General features: G+C 62.1%; 5 protein-coding genes. 4 read left to right on the top strand and 1 reads right to left on the bottom strand.

All coding sequences use genetic code 11. The features are described from left to right. The first annotated feature begins 206 nt into the window (after positions 1-206). From DEM27_RS15780 to DEM27_RS15765, 4 genes are read left to right on the top strand one after another with little or no spacing between them, the layout of a single operon-like run. Positions 207-2027 carry a DNA cytosine methyltransferase gene (locus DEM27_RS15780; RefSeq protein ID WP_109459206.1) on the top strand — a complete coding sequence of 607 codons (1821 nt, stop codon included), beginning with the start codon at positions 207-209 and terminating at the stop codon, positions 2025-2027. Between the two features lie 52 nt (positions 2028-2079). Beyond that, positions 2080-4533 carry a hypothetical protein gene (locus tag DEM27_RS15775; protein ID WP_109459205.1) on the top strand — a complete coding sequence of 818 codons (2454 nt, stop codon included), beginning with the start codon at positions 2080-2082 and terminating at the stop codon, positions 4531-4533. Between the two features lie 3 nt (positions 4534-4536). Then, positions 4537-6573: a hypothetical protein gene (locus DEM27_RS15770; protein ID WP_109459204.1), complete on the top strand. Its 2037-nt coding sequence runs from the start codon at positions 4537-4539 to the stop codon at positions 6571-6573. A gap of 5 nt (positions 6574-6578) precedes the next feature. Further along, on the top strand, positions 6579-12452 hold the full coding sequence (locus DEM27_RS15765) for a DEAD/DEAH box helicase (RefSeq protein WP_109459203.1): 5874 nt from the start codon (positions 6579-6581) through the stop codon (positions 12450-12452). Here DEM27_RS15765 and DEM27_RS15760 read toward each other — a convergent pair. Then, positions 12444-12950 carry a very short patch repair endonuclease gene (locus DEM27_RS15760; RefSeq protein WP_245445865.1) on the bottom strand — a complete coding sequence of 169 codons (507 nt, stop codon included), beginning with the start codon at positions 12948-12950 and terminating at the stop codon, positions 12444-12446. The genes DEM27_RS15765 and DEM27_RS15760 overlap by 9 nt on opposite strands. Positions 12951-13110 lie beyond the last annotated feature (160 nt).

Below are 13110 nucleotides of genomic sequence, written 5' to 3'. Positions count from 1 at the left end.
ATGCGTGGAAACGATGCCCACCGTTTAACGCTCTTCACCTTGATCCCGCCCGTATGGGAACTTCGTGTAGGGGTATTTGTCCTTGTTGACCCGCTATACAAGCTCAAGTCACTGCCTGCGTTCATAAAAAAATGGCTTTTTGCTGCAAATCCTGTCGATGATCTGCGTTCCCTTTGCTACTACTGCGTGAAATCCTTGGGGGAATCATGGGCCAGACAGCAATCGACCTTTATTCCGGCTGCGGCGGCATGTCGGCCGGTGCCTGCGCGGCGATACCTGATCTCGAAGTCAAATGGGCTCTGGACATCGACACAGATGCAACCCGGACCTTCCGCAACAGCCATCCCGAAGCACTGGTCGACTGCTGCGACGTATCGCTTGTCTCCGCCGCCGACGTCGTTGAGCGCGCCGGGATCGACCAGATCGACTGGTTCTTCGCCGGGCCGACGTGCCAGGCGGTCAGCACGATGGGCGTGTTCCACCTCGATGACCCCCGCAACGCCCTGTTCGTTCACTTCATCAGACTGCTGGATGGGTTCACCGCCGTCGGACGCAAGCCGCGCCGCGTCATCATGGAGAATGTCCCCGGCGTGGTCTACGGAAAGAACCTCGTCATCGTGAAGGAGCTATTCAAGCTCTTTGAGGACAGAGGATACAACGTCTTCGCCGACGTCGTGAACATGGCCGACTACGGCCTGCCACAGCTCCGTAACCGCTTCATCCTCGTCGCCACGCTGGATCCCATTCCCGCAAACTTCCCACTGCACACCCACGCATCCGATGCGTCGGGAAAGCTTCCCGAATATGTCAGTGTCAGTGAAGCAATCTCCGACCTTTCCGACTGTTCCACGGACGCGGCGGCGGTCGCCACTCTCGGGTCCGTCGGCTTGCCCACCGCATTTCAGAGTTTCGTGCGCGACACCGCAGGCATGGCTCCGAACCACCATTCGAACAAGCTTTCCGATCTGAACAGGAAGCGGGTGTCCAAGGTGCCGCAGGGCGGATGCTGGAAGGATATACCGCCCGAGCTTCTGCCAGACCGCTTCCGCCGGGTCCGGCTCACGGACTACGCCACTCTCTATGGCCGCCTCCACGCGGCCACTCCGGCCTACACGATCTCGGCTGGCTTCGGCAACGTCACCTCGGGATGCTTCACCCATCCTCTGCATGACCGCGCCCTCACGGTGCGGGAAGGTGCCCGTCTGCAGGGCTTCAAGGATTCTTTCGAGTTCCTCGGCGCCCGCGATGCGCAGTATCGGCAGGTTGGAAACGCCGTCCCTCCGTTCTTCATGATGAAGCTCGTGCGCCATCTTCTCGCCGGAGCAGCCGTGGGCGTTCCTGCGCGGATGACCTCCGAGGTGATCGCCAACGGCCGCAAGCTTCCCCCGATGGTGAAGCGGTACATGAACAAGAGAAACGACTCCGAGCGGTCGGGAGACGGCTACGGCAGTGGAACCTACTGGCCGGCCGGGTGGGGCGAGCCAATCCCCGCCGACGCAGTGGCCGCGAACGGATATCGCTTGAGCAACGCGAAGCTTCGGTACCGTCGACGCGACGAGTGGCGCGCCTCGCGCGACACGTTCGCCGACCAGGATCTCGTCGCCGTCTACGAGGAGCAGCAGCGCCGCGGGACCGATGGCGCAGGCATGATTGCGTTGCCCCTGACGAAGGAAGGCGAGGTCGACGCGATCGACCGGGCGATCGTCCAGCTTCTCGCCATCCTCGGATCGAAGCCGGGGCAGATCGAGCTCAACATCCCTGTCCGCTACCTCCGCGCACGCCTGAAGCTGCTGCACGACCAGCTTTCTGAGCGGCGCGTCTCGGACCTTCCTCAACTGGCGATGCCGGAGGATGGCGCCGCTGTCCTGCTCGGAAGCGACGAGGGAACGTTCCGTCTCGCGCGGCTGACCTTCGAGGACACGGACATGTCGCCGGATGCATCGCTCAAGGCTCCGCATCTTGTGCTTCACCTCGAGCCGCCGCGCCAGCAGGGCAGGGGCAAGTCCGAGGAACTCCACTACCGATAGGGGATCGGGTCAGGCTTCGTTTGGGGATTTAAGGGGGGGAGGCGAAGGAAGATTGAGAAATTTCGAGGCGGAATGCATCGAAAGATATTTTCTGGCTCCGGGCAGCACCGGTCCGGTCGGCAGCGTCTACGTCGCCGATGACGATCTCCTCGACATCTTCGGGGTCACCGATCTGGAAGAGGCTCGCAAGCAGCTCATCAAGACCCTTCCGCACATCGACATCCTCAAGGCTCGCTTTTCCGGCGACATGGCACCGAGGAAGGGGAATACCCCTGACTACGTGAGGATCCTCGTGTTCCTCTGCTGGATGCAGACGACCAAGACAAGACAGCGCGGGGATCGAGACTTCCGCGACGATCTTCTCGCAAAGCAGCTCAACGAGTATTTCACCGGGTTCCCGATGAACGGTCTCGACCTGATGTGGCGGCACCTGAAGGAGTTTCTCTGGCGAGAACATCAGATCGATCTGGTGCTGCCCGAGAACATTCCAAACAACATCAGCCGTATCGGCCGCACGCTGCAGATGGCCTTTCCGACCTGGCGCCACAAGGTGGAACTGCGAAAGGTACGGGATTCCATTCCTCCGGAACGACTTCTCGACCCGCTTACCGTCGCCAACAAAATCACGACGGCCAACATGAGCGGCCAGACGATGCAGTCGTTCGTGTACAACTTCGAAAAATTTGACATCGCGCGGAAACGCGGCGTGCGCGAATATATGGAGACACCCTTCTGGCAGGCATGGTATTCGCTCGTGGCGGAACAGGCTGCGCTCGAAGAGGTCGAGGTCGCGGAGGGCAATTTCGGCGAACACGAGCTGTTTCGGGTTTCTCCGCTCGGCGACCGGGTGCCGATTGCGACCCCCGAGGAGGCGCTTAAATTCATTCCCAAGACTCTTGGAAAGCTGGTTCGGAAAGGGATCGTGTTCCTCGAAAACAGCGGCTGGGGCAAATACCGGGGAGGAACATCGCCATCCAACATCCTCCTGATGACAAGCTCGAAGCTCGCCGCATGCGATGCTGACGCAATCCGATCTGTTGCCGGACTGAACGCCAACTGGGTGGTGGCCCACTTTCGAAACCAGGTCGGAGGCGGTGCCCAGACGGCAAGCGCCCCGAGGGAATTCGGGTGGCGGGACGGCATCAGGGTTGGTGGGGCGCACCTTGGCCGCACGCCGCTGGCTCCGATGATTGCAGGTCCGATGCCGGCCGCCATCCGCGTCGAGAAGAATGGCAAGCCGGTCGACATGGTTCGCAGCGAAGAGGGTCTCTCGTTCCTGAAAGGAATCTATTCAGGAGCGTTCGTCGCCCGCAGCAACAAGGAGATCCGCGAGATCCTGCTTGTCCCGCGGGCGAACGAGGTTGGAGAGCTTCGTCGGCTTTCCTTCGACTTCGCAAGGGAGATCTCGGAGGATGAGTTCCACCACGATACGGTGCCATCACTTGTCACCACAGTCGAAGACTGGGCCGGAGACCGCGTAGCTCCCTGCGATGAGCTGGTGACGATTGGCGAGGCGCTCTACGAACGGACGGCGCGGGGGCTTTCGTTCTCCGAGGCCATCGAGATCATCCAGCGAGGCATGCCCGAGGACGGCCGCCCATCCAAATGGGATCTGCTTCGATCCTTCTCTGATGCCGGCTGGCTGGAGATGACGCTGCTGCGCCATTTCCCGGTCCGCCGGCTGCTTCAGAATCCTCTGATGGCCGAGCGCGTCGGCTCCGATCTCGTCAGGATCAGCGGCCCGACGCCGATCGCGGTGCTCGAACGCCTTCATGCCGCGGCGGGAGCGGCCGGAGCCAGGGTCGAGACATGGAACGGCCTGTCGAAGTGGGCGCTGCCCAGATATGCCGTCAGGTGTCCGGACGAGCGCGTGCGCCGCGACTTCATCGAAAGGATGGCCATCGCCGAAAAGCCCACGTCGAAGCAAGCGCGCGCCGATGTCGGCGATCCCGACGGCGTGCACGGCTACCAGGTGATTGGCAGGCTCGATGAGGAGCGTGGGTTCTTCGCAGTCCGTTACGACGACAAGATTGCCGACGGCCTCTACAGACTCGAAAGGAAGGAATCGCGCAATCCCTTCCTCTACCGCTCGGTAGTCGATGGAAAGCCTGTGAAGACGTTCGTCTCTCCTTCCGTGGCGATCCTCTCCCACCATCTGCGCGCTGGCGGCCCGGTATTCCTTCAATCAGGCGGCATTCTCAAGCCACGGCGCTCTCGCGTCCTCCTTCCGTCGAGCTGGGCGAGATGGGCATCCGACAGGGTTCTCTGCAATGCCGCTCCTGGCGCTTCCGAAGACGGGTGGCAGTACCAGTACGCCGTAGGCGCTTCCTCCCTCACGGCCATTTCAGGCCTCGTGTCCGTCACGGACAAGGAGAGGGAAGAAGAAGCAGAACGCACGCGGTGGATAGACAGGTTCCTCGCATCGGCTTCCAACCGGGGCCGCGCGATCTACGACAGCAGATCACGGACGACGCGGATCGCCCGCGTCATGGCCGAAAAGAGATAGAAGATGTCAGTATCAGGCAAGACGGTTTACAGAGTGAGACAGTTGGTCGCGCACGATGTCGCGATCATTGCCGAAGTGAAGAACGGCGAGGCCCACGGCGGCAAGGTCAAGGAGACCCGCGACAGCAGGATAGCGCTGGGCGGCACGGATACCTTTTGGCTGGTCGGCGGCGAGAAGAAGGAGCAGAAGCTGGTCGTTCAGAAGGATGACGCTTCAGTTCCCGCGTTCGCATCCACCATCTCGACTGTGGCCTCCCGTATCCGCGCCAGCTCCGTCTTCGAGCTTCCGAAGATTGTCAACGAGAACGCATGCCCCGGAAAGTTCGATGCGGTATCCTTCACGACCGCGACAAAACTCAATGTCGGCTACAGCCCGCAGGACGGTGGCTTCGAGGAACTGATCTACGCCCTTTCGGCGGGCACGCTGCACATTCCCGTCGAGGCGACCATCGCGGCGATCGAGGTCCGGTCCGGCCACTGGATGACATCGGGGTTCGAACATCTCCCGGGAGGGCGATACGGATTGCGCCAGCAGTCCCTTCGGTCGGTTGCCACGGCTGCGCTTGAAAACCGCCCCGACACCATCAAGCTGGGCAATGGCCTTGTCGTGTTCGTCTCTCCGGCTAAATGGTCGGAGCCGAAGAGCACGGATCTGCGGTCGGAGGAGGAGATCCGCCAGTCGGTGGAGCGGTGGCTCTCGAGATCGAAGGCGGCACTCAGACTTCCAGGCGACGCTGGTTCACTGGAGCCTGTGGAACTGCTGCGATTGCTGGAAGACAGAACCGTCAGCGAGGATGACAAGGCTGATCTCGCATCCATCGCGGGACACCTGTCGAAGCGTAGTGAGCTTGCCGACATCCTGCCGGAGATCCTGGCACGCGACCCCGCGTTCAGGGAAAGGCTCGCGGGCTTCGAGGGAACGGAGAAGGCACGCCTGCGATCCGAGCTGGAAGAGCGGATCCGCCGGGAGACGGAGGTGGAAAGCGCGAGGCTTGCTGCGCTTCGGATCGAAGTCTCGGACGCGGAAACGAAGCTGGCGACGTTCTCCCATCGGGAGACGCTCCTGAGAAGCGAGACCGAGAAGCACGAGGATATGCTGCGCAGCAAGATTGCAAGCGCAGCGGAAGGGATGAGGAGCGGATCCTCCCGCGAAACCGCCGCCATACGCGACGAGGTCGCCCGCCTGCGTGATGACATGGCCCAGATCGCCGCCGCCGCGCCCGCCGCCCCGGCGCCATCTGTGGAGGAACAGGCCAGGGAGATTCCAGCGGCCACGCAGCAGCCGCCGCTCGCTTCGGACGAGCAGAGGAAGGAGACTCTCTACGAGCTGGCTGTCGCGACCGGCCTGACGCTCCCCGACGTTGCCGCTGTCGTCGCGACGTTCACAGACATCGTTCCGGTGCTGCTCGGTCCCGATTCCGCGTCGGGCGCGGTCGACATTGCCACGGCTTTTGCCGGGGACGATGCCGCCATCGTCTTCTGCGATCCCACCAAGATCTCCCTCACCGATCTCCTGAACGACGAGCAATCGGGTCTCAGGACGACCATCGACAAGGCAAAGAAGCGGCCAGATGTGCTTTTTGCCGCAGCGCTGTGCAGCATCACGAGTGGCCCGTGCGAATACTGGCTTCCACAGATAATCGAGATGAGGAGGGTCGGACGCATTCCGCGCAACCTGGCGCTTGTCGCAAGCGCGGGCGCGGACGGCCTACGGGTTCCGATCCCGGATTCCACGCTTAGACATCTGTTCCCGCTGAAGCCCCAGAAGACTCCTCGTCCCGGATCCGCGAAGTTCGAAGGCTTCTGGCCGACATCGAACCTAGATCAGGAGAGAGTCCGCGAGGCGGTGGGGGTTCTCGTCGACCGCAAGATGGAAGGTTCCGCCATGCAGACCACGGCAAAGGCGGTCGCACGCACCCCGTCGTGGACGAAGGTTCCCGAAGTGGTCGAAGTCTTCATGAAGCAGGCGAAGTGGCTGGCGGCGACCGCCGAAGGACACGAGCACGAATACGACGAATATTTCATAAACATAGAGGGCTGAAGAACATGTTTGATCCGATTGGCGGTTTCAACCGCATGATCGACCAATTCCTCGCGTACCTGGACACGGCGTACCGGATCGATGACCCGCGCGTGTCGGCGATGAGGCAGGAGCTTCTCACCACGCCCGGACAGCTTGCGCTCGACCCGATCTTCGAGACGGTTCCTCGCTACGAACCCATAGGATACGGACTTGAGGGGCTGATCGATGACCCCGAAAAGCGGCTCCCCGATTTTTCGCGGCCTGAACGGCAGGCCTTCGTGGAACTCGCGCTTTCCGGCCTCTTCGACCGGGAGAGGTCCAGTCAGGCGATCAAGGGAGCCTACTCGCCCTACCTCCATCAGGTCGAGATGCTGGAGAAGGGGGCGCGCGACGGAACGCCAGGCATCGTCACCTCGGGTACGGGTTCCGGTAAGACCGAATCGTTCATGCTGCCGATCCTCGCCCAGCTTGCACGGGAAGCCACGTCGTGGCCTGCGCCCCTGCAGCCTCTCGATGACGACTGGCTCGAAGACCGTGCCCGATTCCAGCACCACCGCAGGAACGAGCACCCCGACAGGCCCAAGGCGGTCCGCGCCCTCGTTCTCTACCCGCTCAACGCACTTGTCGAGGACCAGATGGTGCGCCTGCGCAAGGCGCTTGATTCGGACGACGCGCAGGATGTCATGGCCCGCCACTTCAACGGAAACCGCATCTTCTTCGGACGGTACACGGGCAAGTCTCCCGTCACGGGGTTCCTGAGCCATCCGCGCAAGAGCAAGGACGAGGCATGGAAGAAGCGGAACGCGCGCGCACGCAAGGAGCTGAAGACGGAGCTGCAGCGCTATCAGTCCATCCAGCAGCGGCTCGCGGCGGAAAATGATCCCGACCTGCGCTACATCTTCCCCACGACCGACGGTGCCGAACTGATCTCTCGCTGGGACATGCAGGCGACCCCGCCGGACATCCTCGTCACCAACCAGTCGATTCTGAATGCGATGCTGGTGCGCGAAGTGGATGACCCGATCCTGTCGCAGACACGCGCATGGCTCATGGAGAACAAGGATGCGCGCTTCTTCCTCGTTCTCGATGAGCTCCATCTCATCCGCGGATCCGCGGGTGCAGAAATGGCCGGATTGCTCAAGGTACTACTCGAGCGTCTCGGTCTCACCGATCCGGCCCACGCCCACAAGCTGCGCATTCTCGCCTCGTCAGCGTCGCTGCCGATGGACGAGGAGAACGCTCCAGCCAGCATCGACTACCTGAAGAACATGTTCGGCGACGCTGGAACCGCCGGGGCCGAAGACATCGATGAAGCTTGGAGAAAGAGCGTCGTTACAGGCCGCCCGATCGAAGTCCAGCGCCCCGAGGCAATGCCGTCCCGCGAAAACCTCGCCGATCTCGCACGCGCGCTGGAGGAACTGGATCATCGAAGGAGCCCTCGCGAACTCTTCGACCGCTTCCTCGCGGCGGCTGCGAGCATCCCCGGCGCTGCCGGAAAGACCCCGGCCAACATGCTGGAGGAGGCCACGGCGACTGCGGCGGCGATGCTCGACTTCGCACTTCAGAACCCCGAAAAACCCGGTGCCAAGCTCCCGCGCACGGTCGCGGACATCGGCAATGCCCTGTTCGAAGCCGACGACAGGCTAGCTGTCCGCGGCCTGCTTGCGCTGCGCGCGATCCCCGATCTACCCGACACCGTCCTGCCAGGCGAACTCGCGCCGAAGCGTGCCACCGTCGCGGCGCTGCCCGGCTTCAGGATGCACTGCTTCGTCCGCAACATCGAAGGCCTGTTCGCGTCCATCCATCGAGAAGAGGACGGAGCCGTCGTATGGGGCGCTCCCAGCATCGAGCGCGGCCAGAACTATGACGGGGAGAGCGATCAGGAAGGCCGCAAGCGGCTCTTCGAGATGCTTTACTGCGAGGCCTGCGGCGATCTCTATCTGGGCGGAAAGCGCGGGGAGACGGATCCCGGCTCGTCACGCAGGGTCTCGCTTCTCCCGGCTCCGCAGGAGCTTGAGAAGCTTCCCGAAACCGCGTCCTCCATACGGTTCGAGGATGCCAGCTTCCGCGAATTCGCCCTCTTCTGGCCAAGTAAGGTGCAGCCCGAAGTCGAAATTCGGACAGGCAGGACACCATATCGCTGGACACCGGGATATCTCAATCCGCGAACGGGCGTCGTGAGCGACAGGGAAGAGAAGGGCGACGTGCCCGGCCACCTGCTTCGCTGGTCAGGCGCTGACGGGTTCCAGAGCCGCACAGTCGAAGACGACGGCACTGCGGTTCCCTTCTGCTGCGCCAAGTGCGGAACCGACTATTCCGGTCGATACCGTCAGGCGAACTCCAAGAGGCGCGAAGGCCGCCTGTCGCCCATCCGAAGCTTCAGGACAGGTTTCGGAAAGACGTCCCAGCTCCTCGCCACCGAACTGGTCGCCTCGCTGAAGGCACAGGGCGGCGATGGAAAGCTGGTCGCATTCTCCGACAGCCGCGAGGATGCGGCAAACTTGGCTCTTGAGGTCGAGGTCCAGCACCAGCGCGACTTGCGCCGCGAAATCCTCATCTCGGCGGCCACGCGGATTGCACTCGCGTACGCGTACAGTCCCGAAGACGAGGCCGAGTACCAGCGCATCAAGAAAGAGATCATCGATCTGACGGTGGAGGACAAGGATGCCGAGCATCTCCGACCACACCTCAACGCACTCAAGAAGCGGAAGGACGCAGCGGGAATGCCTCCGAGCATTCCGCTTAAAGAGCTTTTCGAGTTCGAACGCGACAAGGTGGGCAACCTTACGCGTCCGATCCTGACGGAACTTATGAAGCTTGGCTCCACTCCGGTCGAGGGCGCCGACACGAAGCTCAATCGCATCAACAAGCGCCACGCCTGGTACGAGTTCTTCGAAAGGGATGGCAGCGATCAGATATCGTGGAAGCACGATGTCCCGGAAGAACAGCTCAAGCTCATTCGCAAGGCGCGCGAGAGGGTGCAGGACGATCAGCCGCTGGACGCGACGGATCTCCTGTTCAGCAAGACATACTTCGCGCTCGAGGAGACCGGACTTGGATGGCCGAGCTTCTATGGCCCCGAGGAATATACGCCTGAGAAGTCGCGCGACGATGCGATGCTGCGCATCTTTGCAGACGCCTACCGGATCACGCCCAACCAGTTCCAGGACGTTACCCGCAATGCCTGGAGCAATGCGTTCGACATGCTCGGCAGAGGCGACAACAAGTTCCGCCGCCTGATTGAGAAGATACTCCAGCACCCGGAGCAGGAGTGCAACGACTTCCTCGACAAGCTCCGCACCACGCTCGGACAGACCCGAGGCGATGGATCGATAGACATCAGCATGCTCTACTTCCGCGCCGCCGATCCGTCCGGTGCTGCCTGGCGGTGCAAGCGCTGCGGCCGCATCCATCTCCATTCCGGGTTCGGACGCTGCACGCGATGCGGGGAGACGCTCACCCGGCCCGAGGATCTCACGGCTTCGCGGATATCCGGAGAGAACTTCCTTGGGCGCAGGGTGATGCGCGCAATTTCGAGCGACGAGCCGCTTTTCAGGCTAAAGTGCGAGGAGCTTACCGGCCAGACGAACGATCCAGCCACGCGGCTGCAGCAGTTCAAGGGCGTGTTCGTCAAGGAGGACAACGAGACCGACGAGGACTTCCGCTGGCGGAGGCTTTTCGACACAGCCGATCTGCTCTCTGTCACGACGACCATGGAAGTGGGCGTCGACATCGGCTCCCTGCAAGCTGTCTATCAGGGCAACATGCCCCCGCAGCGGTTCAACTACCAGCAGCGCGTGGGCCGTGCCGGTCGCCGCGGGCAGGCGTTTTCGACCGTTCTGACCGTCTGCCGCAGCAAGAGTCATGACATCCACTACTTCCACAACCCGATCGAGATCACGGGTTCTGCTCCGCCGCCGCCTTTCATCACCACGGGACTGACGGATATTCCGTCCCGGCTGCTGCGCAAGTTCTGGCTGGTGGAAGCCTTCCGCATCCTGCGCGAGGAATCCGGCGGCGCATGGGCGGGCGACGATGTCATTCCCGGCGACATTCACGGCGAGTTCCTCTACTGCAGAGAATACTTCCGCGAAGACATGGACTGGCGAAACCGGCTGGCCGATGCGCTGGCGCGGACAGACCATCGGCGCATCCGTCTCGCGACGATCCTCGCCGCGGTGTCCGGCTGCGATCTGCAGACGATCATCGATAAGGTTACGGCTGACGCCGTCATTGCCCAGATCGACGGTCTCGAGGAGGAGTTCGGGATGCAGGCGGTGGGCATCGCCGCGGCGCTCGCCGAACGCGGGCTGCTGCCGCTATACGGCATGCCGACACGGTCGCGGAACCTCTACGTCGAGCTGAAGAAGGCGAACGGGAGGGGGAACTTCGAGGCCGAGTGGGACACCATCGACCGCGACCAGGATATGGCGATCTTCGACTTCGCGCCGGGGAGCGTGCGCACGCGGGAAAAGCTGCGCCACCGATGCATCGGATTCACTGGCGTTCTGCTCGATCCCGACCAGCACGCAACGAACTTCGACGGGCCCGTGGACCCGATCTCCGAATGGAGGAAGGACGACTTCCACCTCCGCTTCTGCGGCCAGTGCGGCGCGTGGAGCAGGGGCACCGAACACACGGTATCCTGCCATGCCTGCGACGCGCCTCTGGCCGACACCGGGAGAAGGTGCATCACGCCCGCGGCCTATCGCACGGAACTCATCCCCACGGACGAGAACATTGCCTCCAAGATCGGCCAGCGCATGACGCTTGCGAGCCTCGGCAAGCCCGACGAGCAGAAGACCGATGCAAATCTTAGCGTCAACTTCGCGGAGCAGTCCGAGATCTTCCTCGTCAACCCCGGTTTCAGGGACGATACGGATTTCACGGGCTTCGAAGTTCAGGAGGTGGTCGACAACAACGCCCAGCGCATCTGGTGGTGGGCGGACAAGCCGCTTCTAAGGCTTTCGGGACAGGCCATCGCCACTGATGTCCTCGGCGATGATCAGAACGGCCGCTACAGGGCCGTCGATGAGCCGCCAGTCAGCGCCTGGCTCGCCTCCACCAAGGTCACCAACTCTCTGCAGATTGGACCCGTCAAGCTCAATCCGAATCTCCGCCTGCTCGACATGGACATCGGCCTCTCCGTGGGTCGCCGCGAACCGTCCCGCACAAGCGTCCGCGCTGCGGCAATCTCGGCGACCGAGATCATCGTCCAGCGCGCCGCCCTCGATCTCGACATCGCGCCGGAGGAGTTCGACGCGCTTGCGCCCAACATCATGCACTCTCCGAGCGGTGAGCGGCTGCCATATCTCCAGATATCGGACGCGTTGCCGAACGGCTCCGGCTTCTGCCGACATCTGCTTGGCGACAGCACCATTCCGGTCTCCGCCCTGATCGGCAGCATCCTCGACGAGGAGGGTGCATGGCCGAGAACAGACGTCGCCGATGCAGAGCACATGAAGCGGTGCGGTGCATCCTGCTACAGGTGCCTGCAGAGGTACAACAACCGGAACTTCCACGGCCTCCTCGACTGGCGGCTGGGGCTCTCCTACCTGCGGGCGATGGTCGATCCCAGTTATGAGTGCGGGATCGACGGCAACTACGGCCACTTCGAACTGAACGACTGGCCCGCGACCGCCAGGGAACTCGCCCTCCAGACGAGGACGTTCATCCCCGGCAACACGGTCTCGAGCGTCAAGGGGAGGCCGGACATCCCGGTCTTCTCCCTCGATGAACGCAACAATCGCTGGGGCGTGGTCATCCATCCCCTATGGGACGCGGAGCGTCTATTAGATTCCTTGGGTCTGGATCGGCATTACGTCGCGATCGACAGTTTCGAACTGTCACGACGCCCCCTTCATGTGTTACAGCGCGCGCGCTCGTCCTCAAGATGAGATTGCGGCGGCTCGAAGATTTTGGACGGTCGAGGCTATCTTATCAACGATGAACTCGACCGGTTCATGCTCCCAGAAGCGCAATGTCGTCCATCCGATTTTTTCGAGATGCTCGCGCACACGGATGTCGCGTGCCTGGTTTCGGGCGATCTTTTCCAGCCAGAAAACGCTGTTCTTCTTTACGGAAGGCGGATGCGTGGTGCATCCATGCCAAAAGCAGCCGTCTAGGAAAACAGCGATCTTCAGGCCGGGTATTGCGAAGTCGCAGGTGAAGCGTTTGATGCCCGGGACCGGGTAATGGATCCTGTAACGAATGCCCTTGGCATGGACTCGTGATCTTACGGAGCGTTCGAACAGATTGTCGCGGCCGCGAGTTCTCTGCATTCGTCGGCGTACAGGAGAAGAGGGAGGAGTATAATCCATGCTTAACTCTGCGATACTCGCATGGCCTGAAAATGGCGAATACACCAGTTTCGCAGGAATAGTTTGCGATGCCACGCATGCGGCTCTTGACGCGTGGCGTACACAGCAAAATCATGTTCACCCGTAGCGGCAGTCGCCAACCAGAGGATACGGACGATGTCATGGGCCTTGGCGATCGCATCGAGCGGGCGGAGGCGCTCGGTGATTGAGATTCACTGATCAATGATGCGAGGGC

The sequence above is a fragment of the Rhizobium album genome (assembly GCF_003122325.1).
Lineage (GTDB): Bacteria > Pseudomonadota > Alphaproteobacteria > Rhizobiales > Rhizobiaceae > Metarhizobium > Metarhizobium album.
This window is presented reverse-complemented; position numbering and strand designations above follow the sequence as displayed.